This window comes from Pseudomonas sp. PS01298, from assembly GCF_029959745.1.
In the GTDB taxonomy this organism is placed as follows: domain Bacteria; phylum Pseudomonadota; class Gammaproteobacteria; order Pseudomonadales; family Pseudomonadaceae; genus Aquipseudomonas; species Aquipseudomonas aylmerensis.
Map to the genome: position 1 here is coordinate 1 of NZ_JASCPP010000112.1, position 19004 is coordinate 19004.

Genomic DNA, 19004 nt, shown 5'->3' on the forward strand with positions numbered 1-19004 from the left:
CGCGAAGGCGGTGTGCCAGTCAATCCATCTGCTGACTGATCCACCGCCTTCGCGAGCAAGCCCGCTCCCACATTTTGATCTTCACATGGCTTTAGATGCCTTGTGGAGTCTCTTCGCCGCCGAGTGCTTCCACCAGCGCCGGCAGGAAGTCGCCAAACGTCAGCATCATCAGGGTAAAGCTTGCATCCAGTTGGCCCAGGGCTTCTTCACCGCCGTCCTGTTCCGCCTGGTCTTGCAGCAGGTCTTCGAACTTCAGGCGCTTGACGGTCATCTTGTCGTCGAGCATGAAGGACAGCTTGTCCTGCCAGGCCAGCGACAGTTGGGTCACGACTTTGCCGGTGGTGAGGTGCAGCTGGATTTCCTCGCCGGTCAGGTCCTGGCGCTTGCAGCGCACGATGCCGCCGTCTTCGTGGGTGTCGCGCAGTTCGCATTCGTCGAGGACGAAGAAATCATCGGCCGGCTTCTGGGTAGTGACCCAGTCGGTCATGATCGCGGTCGGTGCGGTCTTCACGGTGAGTGGACGTACCGGCAGGGTGCCGATTACTTCACGCAGGGTCGAGAGCAGGTCTTCGGCACGTTTCGGGCTGGCCGAGTTGACCAGGATCAGGCCCTGTTTCGGCGCGATGGCGGCGAAGGTCGACGAGCGACGGATAAAGGCGCGGGGCAGGAAGGCCTGGATGATTTCATCCTTGATCTGGTCGCGTTCCTTTTTATAGACCTTGCGCATTTGCTCGGCCTCGATCTCTTCGACCTTCTCTTTCAGCGCGTCACGCACCACGCTGCCCGGCAGGATGCGTTCTTCCTTGCGCGCGGCAATCAGCAGGAAGTCACCGCTGACGTGAACCAGAGGAGCGTCTTCGCCTTTACCGAAAGGCGCGACGAAACCGTAAGTGGTCAACTCCTGGCTTGCACAAGGGCGCGCCAGCTTGGTGGCCATTGCCGCTTCCAACGCCTCGGCATCAACGGGCAGATCTTGGGTCAGGCGATAGATAAGCAGGTTCTTGAACCACATGGGGTGAGTCTCTCCTTTATACAAAGGGGGGCATTATTCTCTTGATATCGCCTGAGGCCAACCCTGCCTAAGCCATTGGAAGGCCTCAAAAAAAAGATTTAAGAAAGTGCTTGCCAGACCCAGGGTCGCTCCGTAGAATGCGCGCCACACCGAAACGAAGGGTGATTAGCTCAGCTGGGAGAGCATCTGCCTTACAAGCAGAGGGTCGGCGGTTCGATCCCGTCATCACCCACCATTCGCTTCAAGTGTTACGCGCAGCGGTAGTTCAGTCGGTTAGAATACCGGCCTGTCACGCCGGGGGTCGCGGGTTCGAGTCCCGTCCGCTGCGCCATATTCGGTAACCTGGAACGCTGAACGCCAGGTCGCCACAGAAAGCCCGCTCATTGAGCGGGCTTTTTTCTGCCCGAAATATGGCAAAAAAGCGTGATTTAAACTTTTTTTAAATAAATTGCATTTAAATCAAGACATTACGATTTTTTGGTGTATGATGCGCCCACACCGAAACGAAGGGTGATTAGCTCAGCTGGGAGAGCATCTGCCTTACAAGCAGAGGGTCGGCGGTTCGATCCCGTCATCACCCACCATTCGCTTCAAGTGTTACGCGCAGCGGTAGTTCAGTCGGTTAGAATACCGGCCTGTCACGCCGGGGGTCGCGGGTTCGAGTCCCGTCCGCTGCGCCATATTCGGCAACCTGGAACACTGAACGCCAGGTCGCCACAAGAAGCCCGCTCATTGAGCGGGCTTTTTTTTGCCTGCGATTTGACCTCCCGTCACCTTGCCATGTGCACTGCAGGGTCATCCTGAACGGTGGGTACGCCATGACGTGGCGGAATACCCCCATGCCCATTGGTCGATTGCGCCTCCTGCCGCTTAAACGGTTATCTATGCCACGCGAAGACTTCCAGGCGAGCTACCGCAGCAGGACGCTGTGGTGCCCGCTCTCTAACAATGGCCTGTCAAGGCGATAAAAATAGTCTGCAAGGGGAATGGCACTTGATGAAATATCCACTGCGTCCGTTGGTGTTCTGGCCAACGTTCCTGATCCTGCTGGCGGCAGTGATCGCCAGCTACATTGACCTGAATGCGTTCCTGACGGTCAGCAAACAGCTCAACAGCCTGATCCTGAACAACTTCTCCTGGTTGTTCAGCGCCGGCTCGTTCGCCATGGTGGTGTTGACTGCGATTGTCTACCTGTCGCCGCTGGGCAGGGTGCGTATCGGCGGCGAAGATGCCCAGCCCCTGCTGAGCAAGTGGCGCTGGTTCATGGTGGCGCTGTGCACCACCCTGGCGGTCGGTGTGTTGTTCTGGACCACCGCTGAACCGCTCTATCACCTCTACGGCCCCCCCACCAGCCTGCCCATCGAAGCAGGCAGCGGCGCGGCCAAAAGCTTTGCCATGTCGACGATGTTCCTGCACTGGACCATCACCCCCTACGCCATCTACCTGGTGCCCTCGCTGGTGTTTGCGCTGGTGTTCTACAACCGCCGCGGCAACTTCTCGATTGGTGCCATGCTCGAGCCGCTGCTGGGCGAGGCGCGGGTCAAGCGCTATGCCGGGTTGATCGACACCCTGGCGATGTTTGCCCTGGTGGCCGGCATGGCTTCGTCCCTGGGCACTGGCGCGCTGACCTTGTCGGGTGGCCTGAGCCAGTACATCGGCGGCGAAACCACACCCCTGCGCCTGGCGATCATCATCGCGATCATTGTCATCACCTTTGTCGCCTCGGCCGCCAGCGGCCTGCAGCGCGGCATTGTGATGCTGTCGTCGTTCAACACCTGGATCATGCTGGCCCTGGGGCTGTTCGTGCTGTTGTGCGGACCGACCCTGTACATGTTCAGCCTGGGCGTCGAGTCCCTGGGCATCTACCTCGACACCTTCTTCAGCCGCAGCCTGTTCACCGGCGCCGCCAGCGGCGACACCTGGCCACAGAGCTGGACCGTGTTCTACTGGTCGGTGTGGTTTGCCTGGGCACCGGTGAGTGCGCTGTTCCTCGGCAAGATCGGCCGCGGCTACACCGTGCGCGAATTCATTCATATCAACATGCTGTACCCGGCGTTGTTCACCGCGGTGTGGATCTGCATCTTCTCCGGCACCAGCCTGTACTTCGACGCCCTGGGCGACGGCAGCCTCAACCGCGTGTTGAACGAGCAGGGCGTGGAACATGTGCTGTACCAGATGTTCCAGCAATTGCCGGCCAGCGCCTTGATGGTCGCGTTCCTGCTGTTCGTGGCGTTCATCTCCTTCGTTACCGCCGCAGACTCCAGCACCGATGTGATCGCCAACCTGTGCAGCAAAGGCGTGACGGCCGACTCCGACCTGGACGGCAACCCGACATTGAAGATTGTGTGGGGGGTGATTATCGGCACGGTGTCGTGGGTGATGGTCGCCTTCATCGGCATCGACGGCGTGAAGATGCTCTCCAACCTCGGCGGTCTACCGGGGATGATCCTGGTGCTGCTGGCCAGTACCTCGCTGATCTTCTGGCTGAAGAACCCCGCGTTACTCGAGGTGAAACGCCAGCAGCCCGTCAGCGAACCCGACGTGCGTGACGCCGACCCCGTCGCGGCATACGCCCGCTAACTCATGAAACTGTGTGCCTCCCCACGCGCTCCCTGGCGGGCGCGGGGGAGTCGTTTGTTTGCAATAAACGCGTTTGGAGCTACCGATGGAAATCGTTACCGAGTTTGCCTACAAGGTCCGTGAAATCGAGCATTGCCTGATCCCCTTGAAGGACGGCACCCAACTGGCCGCGCGCATCTGGCTGCCGGAAGTCGCCGGTTTGCAGACCTTTCCGGCGATCCTGGAATACCTGCCGTACCGCAAGCGCGACGGCACTGCCGTGCGCGATGCGCTGACCCACCCGTGGATGGCGGGCCAGGGTTATGTGTGTGTGCGCGTGGACATGCGTGGCAACGGCGAATCCGAAGGCCTGATGGCCGACGAATACCTGTTGCAGGAGCAGGACGACGCCCTCGAAGTGATCGACTGGTTGTGCCGGCAACCCTGGTGCGACGGCAACGTCGGCATGATGGGCATCTCGTGGGGCGGCTTCAACGGCCTGCAGGTCGCAGCGCGCCAGCCAGAGGCGTTGAAGGCGATCATCACCTTGTGCTCCACCGATGACCGCTTTGCCGATGACATCCACTACAAGGGCGGCAACCTGCTGATGGAGAACTTCGGCTGGGCCGCGACCATGCTCAATTTCAGCGCCGCGGTGCCCGATCCCCTGCTGGTGGGCGACGCCTGGAAAACCCTCTGGCACCAGCGCCTGGAGGGCATGCCGCTGCTCGCCGAAACCTGGCTGAAACATCAGACCCGCGATGACTATTGGCGCCACGGTTCGGTGTGCGAGGACTATTCGAAGATCAAGGCGGCGGTGTACGCCGTCGGTGGCTGGGGCGATGCTTACCGCAACACGGTCTCGCGCCTGATGGAGCACCTGCCGGGGCCGAGGAAGGCCATGATCGGCCCGTGGATTCACAAGTATCCGCATTTTGCCGTGCCGAATCCGGCCATCGGCTTCCTGCAAGAAGCCCTGCGCTGGTGGGATTACTGGCTTAAAGGTATCGAAAATGGCGTGATGGACACTGCCGCCTGCACCTTTTACCTACAGGATATTCTGTCACCCAAAGGCAGTTACGCCGAGCGTCCCGGCATTTGGGTGCAGACCTCGGGCTGGCCGGACCCGCAAGTGCAGTGGCGCGATTTCAGTCTCGACGAGCGCGGCCTCACGCCCGGCAATCACGCATTGGCCGCGCCCCGCAGCGTGTGCTCGCCGCTGACCACCGGCTTGCACCAGGGTGAATACTGCGCCATCTGGTTTGGCCCCGACGGGCCGACGGACCAGCGTCGCGATGATGCCCACTCGCTGTGCTTCGACTCGCAGCCGCTGACCGAACCCTTAGCGCTGTTGGGCGATGTGCGCCTCACGTTGCGCCTGGCCAGCGATACGACCTGTGGGCAATTGGTCGCGCGCCTGAATGCGGTGGCGCCGGATGGGCAGGTCACGCAGATCAGTTATGCCGTACTTAATCTCACTCTTCGCGAAGACTTTTCCCACGTCACACCGGTAGTTCCGGGTGAAGCGATGGACGTGCAGCTGAGCCTCGATCATATCGGCATGCGTTTGCCGGCCGGCTATCGCTTGCGCCTGGCCCTGAGCACCGCAAGTTTCCCGTTGCTGTGGCCGAGTCGCGAGCTGACCACGCTGACCTTGCTGCCGGGTGTGCAAAGCCTGCAACTGCCGGTATTCGTCGGCGACGCGGTGGACTGCCCGTTCGAGGCGCCGCAATCGGCACCCCCGGCGGCCCTGGAAGTCTTGCGTGCCGCCGCGCCGAAACGCACCTTGACCGAAGACGTGGGCAGTGGCGAAGTCTGCGTGAAGATCGAAGACGACCTGGGGGCCGTGCGCTTTACCGATCACGGCCTGTCCGTGGACCAGCGCTGCACCGAGCAATATCGCACCTTGCCCTGGGACCCGCTGTCCACCCGTGCCGATATCCAGTGGCACTATCGGGTGGGCCGCGATGCCTGGGAGGTGGAGGTGGAAAGCCGCCTGAGCGTGCACGCCGATGCCGAGTGGTTCTACGTCGAGGCGGAGCAGACGGCCTGGGAGAACGGCCAGTTGGAACACCGTCGGCAATGGAGCAAGCGCGTGGCCAGGGTCGCGCTGTGAGTCAGCAACTGGCAGGATGCCTGGCCACGTGATCTCTGCGGGCCCGGCCAAACCCGGGCCCGTTCTGCCATTGGAACCGCTTATGTCACGCCGAAACGTCGACCTTCCGCCCCTCAACTGCCTTCAGACGTTCGAAGCGGCGGCCCGTCATTTGAGTTTTACCCAGGCTGCCCATGAACTGAACCTGACCCAGAGCGCGGTCAGCCGCCAGATCAAGCGTCTGGAAGAAGACCTGGCGCGCCCGTTGTTCTACCGGCTGGCACTGGGATTGAGCCTGACGCCCGCCGGGGTTCGCTACTTTCGGACCGTCCAGCGGCTGTTGCGCGAACTTGACCGCGAGTCCGCCGAGTTGCGTCGGCGCGGCGCCGATCGCCAATTGACCCTGGCCAGCACGCCGACCATCAGTTCGATCTGGCTCGCCGGCCTGCTGCCGGAGTTCCAGCGCGAACACCCGGACCTGGATATCCGCATTCTGTGCAGCGAAAGTCCTGATCATCTCGATGTGAGCGAGTACGACCTGGGCCTGTTCTATCACCTCGATGAGCTGCCGCCACCCCACGACCTGGAACTGTCGCCGGTGTTCGCGCGCGAGCAGGTCATCGCCGTGTGCAGCCCCGGTTATATCGAGCGTCACGGCCCGATCAGCGACGTGCAACAGTTGCTGCATGCCCATACGTTGCTGATCGTCGAGGACCACTCCCATGACTGGCTGACCTGGACCGACTGGTTCGCCGATGTCGGCGCCCATTACCACACCCCGCGTCATGCATTGCGCACCAACAGCTATCAACTGTTGATGCAATCGGCGGTCATGGGCCACGGCGTGGCCCTGGGCTGGAAGAGTCTGCTGATGGGCGAGCTGGCTGCCGGTCGCCTGCAGATGGCCTTGCCCCAAACCATGCACAGCCGGGGTCGCCTGCACCTGATGCAGCCGCACCACCGCAACCTGCCCTCGGCTGCGCGCAGCTTTCGCCAATGGTTGCTGGCCCAGGCCAGCCATATGAACGACGCCCTCTAACCTTCGACTTGCCACCATGAACCTGACTTTCCTGACCTTCCCCGCGCTGTACAGCGCGACCATCCTGATGCTCACCGGCAACGGGCTGTTTTTCAGTTTTATCGGCCTGCGCTTGAGCAGTCAGGGCATCAACGAGCTGTGGATCGGCGCGCTGACGGCGGCGTACTACGGTGGCATGGTCTGCGGGGCCAAGTTCGGCCACCGCATGATCGCGGGCGTCGGGCATGTGCGCTCGTATGTGGCGTGTGCAGGCGTCGCTACCATCATCGTGCTGCTGCATGTGCTGTTCGAGCAGTTGGCGTTCTGGCTGGTGCTGCGATTCGTGATGGGCCTGGTCATGATGAACCAGTACATGGTCATTGAAAGCTGGCTGAACGAGCAGGCGGAAAACAACCAGCGCGGCGCGGTGTTTGCCGGCTACATGGTGGCGGTGTCCCTGGGCTTGATGTTGGGGCAGGGCGTATTGATCTGGCGCCCGGAGCTGGATTTCAAGCCGCTGATAATCGTGGCGATCTGCTTTGCCGCGTGCCTGCTGCCGGTGACCATGACCAAGCGTCTGCACCCGGCCAAGCTGGTGGCGGCGCCGCTGGAAGTGGGGTTTTTCTGGCGGCGGGTGCCGCAGGCGCTGACCACCGTGTTCGTCACCGGCCTGATGATCGGCGCGTTTTACGCGTTGGCTCCGGTATTCGCCACGCGCAACGGCCTGAGCACGGCCCAGGCCAGTACCTTCATCGCGGTGTCGATCTTTGCCGGGCTGTGCGGGCAGTGGCCGATCGGCTGGCTGTCGGATCGCATTGATCGGTCCCGGTTGATCCGTAGCTGCGCCCTGGCCCTGGGGCTGGTGGTGATTCCGCTGTGGGGGCTGGTGCAACTGCCGTATGCCTTGTTGCTGGTGTTCGGCTTTCTCAGCGGTTTGCTGCTGTTCACGCTGTACCCGCTGGCGGTAGCGCTGGCCAATGACAACGTCGAACAGCCCCGGCGCGTGCCCTTGAGCGCGATGATGCTGGCGACCCACGGGATTGGCGCGTGCCTGGGGCCGATGCTCAGCGGCGCACTGATGAACAGCTACGGCCACGGTGCGTTCTACATTTTGTTTTCGGCCTGCGCGCTGTTGCTGATCTGGCGTGTACAGCCCAAGCAGGTCACCGGCGAGTATCGGGTCGAAGGCGCGCCGTTGCACCACGTGGCCATGCCGGAACATCCGATGGGGGCCATGGCTGCAGTGCTCGACCCACGGGTGGACGAGATCCCCGAAGAACTGGTGATCAACGACCCGGTACCCGATACCCGAGCCTGACGCCTACTTGGCTTTTTTCTTGCGCGTCTGGCGCGTGGCCAGGTGCTCGAAGCAAAATGAGGCGGTGCCGAACACGGCGATTATGGTCAGGACGAGCATGCCGAGGGTTGAGCTTTCCATGGAAAATGCCTACGTGATGGAGTAGGCATCCACGGTAGTTTCGCGCCGAAAATGGCTCAATAGACCCGACGCAATCCTTACGGCGCCGGGCCCGTTATTACGCACTCTTTACGGGTTGTTGCGGCTGTGACGGTAATCGCTGATCGCTTCGTACACCGCCTTGCGCAAGCGGTTGATACCGCCGATGGGGCGATGCTCTGCCACACCGAACCAGGGGTTGAACGACTGGTTGTCACACGCCAGGTTCTGCTCGGGGGTATCGAAATCCTGGGCCGGGATGCGCACCTTGGCCACGCTCTCATAGGGCGCATCGCTCTCCTGCCATTCGATACTGGTGTCTTCGATCGGCATGAATTTCTGCGGGTTCTGTCGCTGGATCTGCAGCACGAAACACGCCGGCACGCGGTCGGTGGACAACTGTTGGCTCAAGGCGCTGCGCAGGAAGTTGGGCAGGTCCTGGTTCTGTTTGGGCAGCACGTATTCCGGGCAATCCTGCGGATCGGGTGCCACGCGGAACTTGGCGTTGGCCGCACCGAACTTGTAGGGCGATACCGAAAAGTAGGTGGTCTGCGTCGGGCTGGCAGGGGCGGGTGCCAGGGTCGCCAGGGCGATAAACAGATGCCGTACCTGCCAACTGCGCGGGTCGACCTTGGGGAAGAACGCGAGGACTTTCTTGCCATCCGCTTGTGCGCCGATGTTCTGCGCGTATTCCGCCACATCGCTGACAAAGAAATTCGGGTGGCTGAACATCACGAAGTCCTGCTCTGTGCGGTTTTGCTGATCCGCCAGCAGTTGTTTGCCCGGCACATCCAGCAACTTCAGCGCCATGCCGCGGGCATCGCGGATGCTGTCGAACTGCGGGTAGGCGTTGCCGTTGGACAGCCGAATCAGCGCCTGCCAGGTCTTGCCCGGCTCGGCGAACACGCCCTGGCGCAAGGCCGGGTCCAGGTCCGCCAGCACACTGACTTCGGCCTTCACACAGCCATGCGCCTTGGCGTGAGCATCGCGCAGGTAGCGCGTGCCTTCGCGGTGCTGGTCAACGATGCGCACCGCTGTCTGGATAATGCCCTGGGTCATCGCCGCTTCATCTTGCGGGACCTGCTCGTTCGGTGATACCGGGCCACTGTGCTGCCAGGCGTACCAGGCGGTCGCGGCGAGCCAGCCGAGCAGGCCCAGGCCCACCAGCCACAGCAGGGTCTTGCCGAGCCACGCGCCGAGGCGCAGCCAGAGACGGGAGAGCAGGGAAGGTCGGTCGTATCGAGATCGGATAATCATGGCAGTTGTTGCTCCAGCGGGCCGCCCAGCACTTTCAGGTATTCCAGCAGCGCCCAGCGTTCCTGCGGCAGCAAGCCGCGGCCGATAACGCCGTTGCCACGTTGGCCGGCACGGAATTCGTGACCGCTGTTGTGGTTGCCGGTGAGTTTTGTATCGAACAGGAAGGCGTTCTTGAACACGGCAGTCTGGAAGCCCAGATGGCGCGGGTCATAGTCGAACGTGCCTTTATAGAAGGTGGTGCTGCGCTCGTCCTGGGGCGAGAGCAATTGGTAGATCGTCGGCACCGAGCCGTTGTGCAGGAACGGCGGGGTGGCCCACACGCCGGCCAGCGGACGGGCCTTGTAGGCGCGCAGCTCACGCACGCCGATGGGCAGCCCATAGCCATCCAGCTGCGGGCGCTCGGCGGGGGTGACGCCGGCGGCGCGATAGGCGTGCTCTTCAACGAACGCCGTGACGTAGGCCAGGCCCTTGGCCACGGACATTTTTTTCAGGTCCAGTGGCTCGGTCGGCGTGGGGTGCAGCTCGACATTCAACTTGGCCAGCTCCGCCGGGTCCCACTGCAGGGCGCTGAGGTCATAGCGCTGGTCGGCAATGTTGCTGGCGGTGCCGGGGTCGGTGCCGATGTACTCCACCGGGAGCATTTTCAGTTGCTGGACCGGGCGGCCGTTTTCCTGGGTGACGGTCGGCACATGGCAACCGGCGCAGTTTTCCGCGAACAGTGCGCGGCCCTGGGCGGCGAGGGGCTTGTCGATGGCGCCGAACAGGTCTTCCGGCCAGGTCGGCGGTTTGAGCCGTTGCAGGGTTTCTTCGATCAGGTTGAGGTCGCGTACGCGCACGCTCGATGGGTAGCGCGCGTCACCCTGGAGCGGTTGGCCGGCGCTGTCGAAGAAGGTCAGGGTGGCGCCTACACCGAGGGCTTCGCCGATATTGCGCGCCATCGGCTGCTGGGCCGAGCCGTTCCATTGCACCCAGTCGAAGGTCCAGATATCCCACAGGTGCGGGTAGTCCACTGGCGCATTGGCGACGCGATAGTTGTCCGGCGAAATCGCGTCGCCGAAGCTGGCATTGGCGATGCGACCAAACGCGTCGGTACGGCCCGGGCCTTCTTCGGTGGGGTAGAGGCCGCGGTGGGTGTCGTTCCAGGCAACTTTCAGGAACTGGTTCAGCGACTGCTTGAAGTCCTGGCGCAGTTGGCTGTGCTGGGCATCGTACTGATCGCCGAGCACCTTGCGCGCGAAGCGCTCGAACTTCCACGGGTTGTAATACGTTGCCGCGAGGCTGGCGACGAGGGCCTGGCCGAAACTGCCGCCGCGCAACGTGGGCACACTGGACGGCAGCACATGCTGGGCCGAGCCGCCATCGATGCGCAGGGCCTGGCCCTTGAAGTGCAGCTCGCCGGTGTGACAGGCGGCGCAGGTGATGTCCAGGTATTCAACGCTGCTGCCGGCGTTGGTGTGCCGGGCAAACCCCACCGGCAGGTTGCCGGGGTTTTGCGCGGTGGGCACCTGTTTGGGGTCGACCAGGAAGCCGAAGCGCGCCAGGTACTCCGGCGTGGCGAAGCGCTGTTCGGAAAACGGCAGTTCCAGGGCAGTGAACCAGTTGTAATGCAGGCCCTTGACCTGGGTGCCCTGGGGCGTGAAGTAATAGGTCTGGCGGTCGACGGCACTCCATTGATCCTGGTAGTGCACCTGCTCCACGGGCACGTATTCCGGCAGCCTGGGGTTGAGGGTGTAATAGATCACCACGGCCAGGGCGAGCCCCAGCAGGATGAATATCAACAGTAAAACACGGGAAAAAATGCGCAAGATAACTATCCTTGTCGAGTTGTCGCGTTGTTATGCCACTACGCCATAAGTGCGGCAAGTGGCCATGAGCCTGGTAGTAGGCGGTCCCACGATCCTTCGCGGGTCCCCATAATGAATGAAAATGCTTTTAAACACGTGAACTTATCGGAAGTTTCCTGCTCACATGCCGGTAGCCATTGGTCGTGGCCGCCTGATAAGCTCGCGACTTAATTCGAATGCCCTTTTGGCGCATGAACAAGGAAATAGCATGAAACAGCATCGGTTGGCGGCGGCGGTGGCCCTGGTTAGCCTGGTACTTGCGGGTTGTGATTCGCAGACCAGCGTAGAGCTGAAAACCCCGGCGCAGAAAGCTTCCTACGGTATCGGCCTGAACATGGGCAAAAGCCTTGCCCAGGAAGGCATGGATGACCTGGATTCCAAAGCGGTAGCCCAGGGCATCGAAGATGCCGTCGGCAAGAAAGAGCAGAAGCTCAAAGACGACGAGCTGGTTGAAGCGTTTGCCGCACTGCAGAAGCGTGCAGAAGAACGCATGACCAAGATGAGCGAAGAGTCGGCAGCCGCCGGCAAGAAATTCCTCGAAGACAATGCCAAGAAAGACGGCGTAGTCACCACCGCTTCCGGTCTGCAGTACAAGATCACCAAGAAAGCCGACGGCCCTCAGCCTAAGCCGACTGACGTGGTGACTGTGCACTACACCGGCAAGCTCACCAACGGCACCACCTTTGACAGCTCCGTGGATCGCGGTAGCCCGATTGACCTGCCGGTCAGCGGCGTGATCCCGGGTTGGGTCGAAGGCCTGCAACTGATGCACGTAGGCGAGAAGGTCGAGCTGTACATCCCGTCCGACCTGGCCTACGGCGCACAGAGCCCGAGCCCGGCGATTCCAGCCAACTCGGTGCTGGTATTCGACCTGGAGCTGCTGGCCATCAAGGACCCAGCCAAGGCTGAAGCCCCTGCAGCACCTGCCGCCAAGAAGTAAACGGCACCCGAACACTCAACGCCCCGTCTCGACGGGGCGTTGTTGTTTCTGGCCGTCGGAAAACGCGTGCTTCCCTGTAGGAGTCGGCTTGTCGGCGAAAAGCGCTGAGCCACTGCATTTTCTCCAGAATACTGGCGTAATCGTTGACACTCATGGCTGGCAAGCCAGTACCTGCAGAAATCTGATCGAACCCATGATGGGGCGTGGAGTCTGATATAAGACTCGAGTACGGGTAGCCGCACATCTACGCCAAGTCAATGAAATCTTGGGTTTTTTTAATGTGCGCAAAAAACGCCCGATCTGACTGCAAGCCTTGTACTGCGTGGCTTTCAGCCGGAAAAATAGGCTCTGTTCACAAGGTTATCCACAATTTGTGTGGATAACCTTTTATGTCGCCTGGAACTGGAGTGACGAATGAAACCACCCTTCAATTTCACCCGCTTCTTGCCCATGGCCGCCCGCTTGCTTGGTCGTGGGCGTTTGCCGACCCTGCTGTTCGCCGTCGCCGCCAAGGGCTCGAGCCAGGGTAATCGCCTGGGCAAGCTCAAGGATGATCTGAAGTTGCTCCAGGCCCTGTGCCTGGCCTACTGGCGCGGCGAGTACCGTGCAATCAGCCCCAAGGCACTGATCTCGGTGGTAGCGGGGTTGATGTACTTCCTCAGCCCGATCGATGCGATACCGGACTTCATTCCGGTGTTCGGCATGCTCGATGACATCGCCGTGCTGGCGTGGGTCATGAAGACCCTCGACGGTGAGTTGAGCGCCTTTCGCGCCTGGCGCGACGCGCAGCGTCCGGAAAAACTCGCGGTGGTCGAGCGACTGCCAGCCACGCCTGCCTTGCTCGCCAAGGAAAACCCGCAAAAAAACTGATCATACGGATATCCCCCTGCGACCTTTGTGGCTGTTAGGATTACACTCCTAAGGAAAGAACTTACGCTGTAAGTGTTGTGATCCTACGGGGCAGTCATGGATATTCAGATAATTTCACGCAATGGCGAGCCCGAATACGCGGTTTTGCCATGGGACCAGTACCAGGCGCTGCTAAAAGCTGCCGGTCAGCCACACCCCGCACCGCCTCCTGCTGTTACTGCCCACGCCGCCCCCGCTGAGGATATGCGCCCGCTCGCAGACCTGCGCGGCTTGCGCGAGGCCAAGGGCCTGGCCATCGAGACCCTGGCCCGCACCGTGGGTATCAGCCCCTCGTATCTTGGATTGATCGAAAGTGGTGAGCGCCAGCCGGATGCCGCGATTCGCCGCAGCCTGGCCTGGGAATTGGGCGTTGCAGGTTGGAGGGATGAATCTTGAGCTTACGTATCAGCCGTCAACACTGGGATGGGTTACTCAACGAACTGGACCAGGCGCGCCGCCAGCGCCATTTGCTGACCTACCGCGCGCTGCTGGAGCGCCTGCAATTCCCGACGCCGGCCATGCAAACCCTGGCCGCGGCCCTGGAACACCTTGCGGCGCTGGACGCCAAGGCCGAGCAGCCGTTGCGCAGCTCACTGGTGATCAGCCAGGGCGCGAGTCGCCTGCCGCGTACCGGCTTTTTTGAATGCGTGGAGCGCCTGGGTCGGTTCAGCGGGCCGTCCGATGGGGTGGCCGCAGCCTCCTGGCATGCCTCGGAGGTGGTGCGGGTGTTTGAATACGAGTACCCCGAATCCGCCGAGGCTTAAAGCGCCTGGGGCTGCATGTCCATGCTGTCGATCACATGAATGCTGTAGCCGGCCACATCCTTGGCATGGTGTTTGGCTTGCGATGCCATCTCGGCCAACTGGCTGGCATCGAGTTGTCCACAGGCCTGTGGATATAAGTGCACCACGCCGATCGACAGTGACAGCAACGCGAACTCCTGACGCACGCCCTGGCGATTCAACGCCACGAAGCAGCCAGCGTCGAGGTGCTCGGCGCGATAGAAACGCCGGCATTGGGTATGGAAATCATCCAGCAACTGGTTGAGACGCTTGCGCCAATCCTGCGGCCCCAGCACCAGCAAAAAATCATCCCCGCCAATGTGTCCGACAAAGTCGCGGCTCGGGTCGACTCGGTCGTTCAGGCACTGCGCCAGGCACAGCAACACCTCATCCCCACGCCCATAACCGTAGATATCGTTGAAGGGCTTGAAGCTGTCGATGTCCACGTAGCAGATCACCGACTCGCGCTGCTGCTGCAACAACCGTGTGAGGCATTGCTGGATCGGCACGTTGCCTGGCAGCAGGGTCAGCGGATTGGCATAGCGCGCTTGCTGGATTTTCAGCTCGGTAATCAGCTTGAGCACATCGATCACCCGGCCCAGCCCCAGGTAGTCGCCATTGAGGGTGATGATGAAGTCTTCTTCGATGCGCTGCCGCGCGCGGCTGGTCAGCAGGCGGCTGACCTGTTGCAGCGACTGGCTCAACTCCACCGCCAGAAAATCATCGCTCATCAAGCGGCTGATCGGTTTGCGCGCAAACAGGTCGGTGGCGAACGGCTTGAGCAGTGCATCCGACAGCGAATGCCGATGCACGATGCCGACCGGGTGGCCGCGCCCGTCCAGCACTGCCAGCGAGTTGAGGTTGGCCTGGCGGCGGAATGACTCCAGTACCTGGGCGGTGGCGGTGTCCTGGTCCACCGCCGGCTGTTCGTTGAGCAGCGCGCTGAGGTCGCTGCCTTCTTCGCTGAGGGCGATGTTGGCGTTGTCCGGCTTGGGCAGCATCAGGCGCGCCTCTTGCGGCGGCTGTTCCTGCGGGCGGCAGAGCAGGTAGCCCTGGACCAGGTCGACGCCCATCTCCGTCAGCACAGCCAGCTCTTCCGCCAGCTCGATGCCCTCGGCAATCACCTGGGCCCGGGAAGCCCTGGCGATCTGCAGGATGGAGCCGACAAACTCGCGCTTGAGCGCATCCTGGTGAATGCCGTCGATAAAGTGCCGGTCGATCTTTACGTAGTCCGGGCGCAGCTCCGACCACAGCCGCAGGCTGGAATAGCCGGCGCCCAAATCATCCAGCGCGATGGCGAAACCCATGTTGCGGTAATGGTGCAGGGCGGTCTGCAGCAGGTCGAAGTCGTCGGTGGGCGTCTGCTCGGTGAGTTCGATCACCACCTGGCTCGGCGGGATGCCAAAGTCGCGCAGCAGTTGCAGGGTGCGCCCTGGTTGGTGCGCGGTTTCCATCAGGGATTCCGGCGAGATATTGAGAAACAGCTTGCCCGGCAGCTTCTGTTCACTGAAGCGTCGGCACGCGCTTTCGCGGCAGGCGATTTCCAGTTCACTGAGGCGTCCCGCGTGGCTGGCCACCGAAAACAGGGCGACAGGGGAGTGCAGGGGGCTGTTCGAGGGGCCACGACTGAGGGCTTCGTAGCCGAGAATGCGCCGTTCAGACAGGCAGATGATCGGTTGGAACAGGCTGTGCAAACTGCCTTGAGCCAGGATAGAGCCCAATGCATTCAGCTGTTCGGTCATGGTCATGGCGATCTCGATCGAAAAAAAAGGACCGCAGGCATGACGCCTGCGGTCCTTCATTTCACGACAGAATGATGTCTATATGATGACACTCCAAGGAGCGATCACATTAAATCGCCATCATTTATTGCTTGGCCACCTGCTTGGTGATCTTCAGGTAGTCCAGCAGGATCCGGCCCGTCTCGGCCAGGTAAGCGTCGTCTTCCGGCTTGGTTTTCTCGGCTTCGGCCGGCAGCGCATCTTCATCTTCTTTTTTCAGCTCCTTGAGTGGATCTTCACCCTTGGCCTTGCGGCGGATGTTTTCCAGTACCAGTTGCTGGTTTTCGATGTCGGTGTGCTGCTTGCGACGATCCACTTCGTTGAGGCTGACGGTTTTTTCTTCCATCAGCTTCTTGGCCAGGGCCAGCTTGTCGCGGATGAACACGAACTCGGCATCCTTGGCGGAGCGGGTGTCGTGGTCAGCCTTGAGCTGTGCCAGGAACGGCTTGAACGGATCGGACGCCGGCTTGATCGCAGGACGGATGGTGTCCCACGGCATGGCTTCCGGCAGGGCGCTTTCGCCGATTTCCTTGGTGTCGATGATCGACGGGAAATCAATGTCCGGCAGTACGCCCTGATGCTGGGTGCTCTGCCCGGAAACCCGGTAGAACTTGGCCAGGGTCAGTTTCAGTTCGCCATGGTTCAGCGGCTGAATGGTCTGCACGGTGCCTTTGCCGAAGGTCTGGCCGCCGATGATCAGTGCACGGTGGTAGTCCTGCATGGCGCCGGCGAAAATCTCCGACGCCGAGGCCGAGAGACGGTTGACCAGCAGCGCCATCGGCCCTTTGTAGAAGGCCCCCGGGTTTTCATCTTCGAGCACGTCGACACGGCCGTCAGCGTTGCGTACCAACACGGTCGGACCCTTGTCGATAAACAGGCTGGTCAGCTCGGTGGCTTCCTGCAGGGAACCGCCGCCGTTGTTGCGCAGGTCGATGACCACGCCGTCGACTTTGTCTTTCTGCAGTTCCGTGAGGATTTTCTTAACGTCGCGCGTGGTGGACTTGTAGTCCGGATCGCCAGCACGGAAGGCCTTGAAGTCCAGGTAGAAGGCCGGGATTTCAATCACGCCCAGCTTGTAATCCTTGCCATCCTGCTTGAGGTTGAGGATTTTCTTCTGCACGGCCTGGTCTTCGAGCTTCACCGCTTCACGGGTGATGGACACGATCTTGCTGGTCTGGTCGTTCGGTGCATTGGTGTGCGGAATAACTTCCAGGCGCACCACGCTGCCTTTCGGCCCACGGATCAGCTTGACCACTTCGTCCAGGCGCCAGCCGACCACATCGACCATCTCTTTGTCGGCCTGGGCCACACCGATGATCTTGTCGGCCGGGGCCACTTGCTTGGTCTTGTCCGCCGGACCTGCCGGCACCAGGCGCACGATCTTGACCTGGTCATTGTCGCTTTGCAGGACGGCACCGATGCCTTCCAGCGACAGACTCATATTGATATCGAAATTTTCCGCGTTATCTGGCGACAGATAATTGGTGTGCGGATCGTAGGACATCGCGAAGGTGTTGATGTAGGCCTGGAAGATATCTTCGGCACGGGTCTGGTCCAGACGTGCCAGCTGATTCTTGTAGCGCTTGGTCAACAGCTCCTGGATCGCCTTGGGCTCTTTGCCGGCGATCTTCAGGCGCAGCACTTCGTCCTTGACGCGTTTGCGCCACAGGTCGTCGAGCGCGGCGGTGCTGGTCAGCCAAGGCGCGTCCTTGCGATCCACCAGAAGGGTTTCCTTCTGGGTGAAGTCGAGCTTGTCGACGCCTTTGTCCAACTCACCCAGGGCGAAGTCCAGACGCGCTTTGACGCGGTCCAGGTAACGCTTGTAGATGGTGAAGCCGGGCTGCAGGTCGCCGCTCTTGAGGAAGTCGTCGAACTGGGTCTTCCACTTGTCGAACTCAGCGATATCGCTGGCCAGGAAGTAGCTGCGCGACGGATCCAGCAGCTTGAGGTAGCTGTCGTAGATGATCACCGAGCGCGCATCGTCAAGCGGCGGCTTGCTGTAGTGATGACGCTTGAGCAACTCGACGACGTTGAGGCTGGCAATCACCTCATCGCGATCAGGCTGAAGGTTGTCCCAGCTGTTGGCTGCGAACGTATTGGTCGACATCGACGCGAAGCCGAGACCAATGAAAAAAGCGAGGGCGGTGCTGGGGAACAAATGCTTCATGCTGATTCGACGCGGGGGCAATTGATAACGCATATTAGGCCGTCTTTGAAGTCGCCGGTTCCATATGGTCCGGTCGCATAATGCAAAAAGCCCGGCGCTACTGCTACGGGCTCAGTCCAGGTTCACTATGGAGGCACTGTGAAAGCATTGCAAGGCGTTGAAGGTCATGTGGAGTGGTTGGAAGAACCAAGTCCTACCTGCGATGTAGGCCAAGTTCGCATTCGCGTGGCGGCTGCGGGCCTCAATCGCGCAGATTTATTACAGCGTGCCGGGCTTTATCCACCACCACCCGGCGCCAGCCATGTGCTGGGCCTGGAGTGTTCCGGGGTGATCAGCGAAGTCGGTGCGGGCTCGTCCTGGCAAGTGGGCGATCGCGTCTGCGCATTGCTGGCCGGTGGTGGCATGGCCGAAGAAGTGGTGGTGGACGCACGGCATGTGCTGCCGGCGCCGGAAGGGCTGTCGCTGGTCGAAGCGGCCGCATTGCCTGAGGTGTACAGCACGGCGTGGCTCAATCTGTTCCAACTGGCGGGCCTCAAGCCGGGTGAAAAAGTCTTGCTGCATGCCGGTGCCAGTGGCGTGGGCTCGGCGGCGATCCAGCTGTGCAAGGCGTTTGGCAGCCCGTGCTGGGTCAGTGTCGGTTCGGCGGAACGCCTGGCGTATTGCGAAGAATTGGGCGCCCAGGGCGGCGTGGTACGTACCGACGGCATCGAAGGGCTGCGGGACTTCGGGCCGTTCGATGTCATCCTCGATCCGGTCGGCGGCAACTACGCCGCGCTGGACCTCAAACTGCTGGCCCTGGACGGTCGCTGGGTGCTGATCGGCCTGATGGGTGGCCGCGAGGCGCAACTGGACCTGGCCCAAGTGCTGGGCAAGCGTGTGCAGTTGTTGGGCTCGACCCTGCGCAGCCGCAGTGATCAGTTCAAGGCGGACCTGTTCAGTGATTTGAGCCAGCACGTGTGGCCGCTGTTCACCGAAGGTCGCTTGAGCCCGCAATTGGCCAAGACGTTCCCGATCAAGGATGCCGAGGCAGCGTTTGAAGCCTTGGCGAGCAACCAGATTTCCGGGAAATTGGTGTTGGTGATTGACGAGACATTGGTCTGACACCGGTCTCCGGCTGAAATGAGATCAAACGGTGGGAGCGGGCTTGCTGGCGAAAGCGGAGTGTCAGATGAAACATTCTTCAC

At 61.3% G+C, this 19004-nt stretch carries 14 protein-coding genes and 4 tRNA genes; 13 read left to right on the forward strand and 5 right to left on the reverse strand.

Annotation, left to right across the window (positions count from 1 at the left end):
• Positions 1-91 precede the first annotated feature (91 nt).
• Complete coding sequence (gene rdgC / locus QMX97_RS26850; protein ID WP_065901389.1) at positions 92-1012, reverse strand: recombination-associated protein RdgC; 921 nt, start codon at positions 1010-1012, stop codon at positions 92-94.
• Positions 1013-1171: 159 nt separating this feature from the next.
• Here rdgC and QMX97_RS26855 point away from each other — a divergent pair.
• The 8 genes from QMX97_RS26855 to QMX97_RS26890 all read left to right on the forward strand — a co-directional run bounded on the left by QMX97_RS26855 (position 1172) and on the right by QMX97_RS26890 (position 8002).
• Positions 1172-1247: transfer RNA gene (locus QMX97_RS26855), tRNA-Val, on the forward strand.
• 19 nt (positions 1248-1266) lie between these two features.
• Positions 1267-1343: transfer RNA gene (locus QMX97_RS26860), tRNA-Asp, on the forward strand.
• Between the two features lie 177 nt (positions 1344-1520).
• Positions 1521-1596: transfer RNA gene (locus tag QMX97_RS26865), tRNA-Val, on the forward strand.
• Positions 1597-1615: 19 nt separating this feature from the next.
• Positions 1616-1692: transfer RNA gene (locus QMX97_RS26870), tRNA-Asp, on the forward strand.
• Positions 1693-2008: 316 nt separating this feature from the next.
• Positions 2009-3592, forward strand: a complete 1584-nt coding sequence (locus QMX97_RS26875; RefSeq protein ID WP_065901386.1) for a BCCT family transporter — start codon at positions 2009-2011, stop codon at positions 3590-3592.
• Between the two features lie 85 nt (positions 3593-3677).
• Positions 3678-5687 carry a CocE/NonD family hydrolase gene (locus QMX97_RS26880; protein WP_282397901.1) on the forward strand — a complete coding sequence of 670 codons (2010 nt, stop codon included), beginning with the start codon at positions 3678-3680 and terminating at the stop codon, positions 5685-5687.
• 82 nt (positions 5688-5769) lie between these two features.
• Complete coding sequence (locus QMX97_RS26885; protein ID WP_282397902.1) at positions 5770-6705, forward strand: LysR substrate-binding domain-containing protein; 936 nt, start codon at positions 5770-5772, stop codon at positions 6703-6705.
• Between the two features lie 16 nt (positions 6706-6721).
• Entirely contained in the window at positions 6722-8002 is a 1281-nt protein-coding gene (locus tag QMX97_RS26890; RefSeq protein WP_282397903.1) for an MFS transporter, read from the forward strand.
• Positions 8003-8230: 228 nt separating this feature from the next.
• Here QMX97_RS26890 and QMX97_RS26895 read toward each other — a convergent pair whose 3' ends face one another.
• Both QMX97_RS26895 and QMX97_RS26900 read right to left on the reverse strand, forming a co-directional pair.
• Complete coding sequence (locus tag QMX97_RS26895; protein WP_282397904.1) at positions 8231-9397, reverse strand: catalase family protein; 1167 nt, start codon at positions 9395-9397, stop codon at positions 8231-8233.
• On the reverse strand, positions 9394-11202 hold the full coding sequence (locus tag QMX97_RS26900) for a di-heme-cytochrome C peroxidase (RefSeq protein ID WP_106804653.1): 1809 nt from the start codon (positions 11200-11202) through the stop codon (positions 9394-9396). Before QMX97_RS26900 ends, QMX97_RS26895 begins: the two co-directional genes overlap by 4 nt.
• 247 nt (positions 11203-11449) lie before the next feature.
• Here QMX97_RS26900 and QMX97_RS26905 point away from each other — a divergent pair, with 247 nt between their 5' ends.
• The 4 genes from QMX97_RS26905 (at position 11450) to QMX97_RS26920 (ending at position 13854) form a co-directional block, all read left to right on the forward strand.
• The gene (locus tag QMX97_RS26905) at positions 11450-12181 is read left to right on the forward strand and encodes an FKBP-type peptidyl-prolyl cis-trans isomerase (protein WP_012723274.1); all 732 of its coding nucleotides are present in this window, start codon (positions 11450-11452) and stop codon (positions 12179-12181) included.
• A 414-nt stretch (positions 12182-12595) separates the two neighbouring features.
• Positions 12596-13051 carry a YkvA family protein gene (locus QMX97_RS26910; protein ID WP_065901361.1) on the forward strand — a complete coding sequence of 152 codons (456 nt, stop codon included), beginning with the start codon at positions 12596-12598 and terminating at the stop codon, positions 13049-13051.
• 96 nt (positions 13052-13147) lie between these two features.
• Positions 13148-13486: a helix-turn-helix transcriptional regulator gene (locus QMX97_RS26915; RefSeq protein WP_201143866.1), complete on the forward strand. Its 339-nt coding sequence runs from the start codon at positions 13148-13150 to the stop codon at positions 13484-13486.
• Positions 13483-13854 (forward strand): hypothetical protein, encoded by a 372-nt coding sequence (locus QMX97_RS26920; protein ID WP_005786715.1) that lies wholly within the window; start codon positions 13483-13485, stop codon positions 13852-13854. The genes QMX97_RS26915 and QMX97_RS26920 overlap by 4 nt, the downstream gene beginning before the upstream one ends.
• Here the strand turns inward: QMX97_RS26920 and QMX97_RS26925 are convergent.
• Positions 13851-15620, reverse strand: a complete 1770-nt coding sequence (locus QMX97_RS26925) for a bifunctional diguanylate cyclase/phosphodiesterase (RefSeq protein WP_065901923.1) — start codon at positions 15618-15620, stop codon at positions 13851-13853. The two genes, QMX97_RS26920 and QMX97_RS26925, sit on opposite strands and share 4 nt — an antisense overlap.
• 118 nt (positions 15621-15738) lie before the next feature.
• Entirely contained in the window at positions 15739-17820 is a 2082-nt protein-coding gene (locus tag QMX97_RS26930; RefSeq protein ID WP_226939950.1) for a carboxy terminal-processing peptidase, read from the reverse strand.
• 138 nt (positions 17821-17958) lie between these two features.
• On the opposite strand from QMX97_RS26930, the gene QMX97_RS26935 reads away from it, so the two are divergent.
• Positions 17959-18921, forward strand: coding sequence for a zinc-binding dehydrogenase (locus QMX97_RS26935; RefSeq protein ID WP_106804652.1), 963 nt, complete (start codon positions 17959-17961; stop codon positions 18919-18921).
• Positions 18922-19004 lie beyond the last annotated feature (83 nt).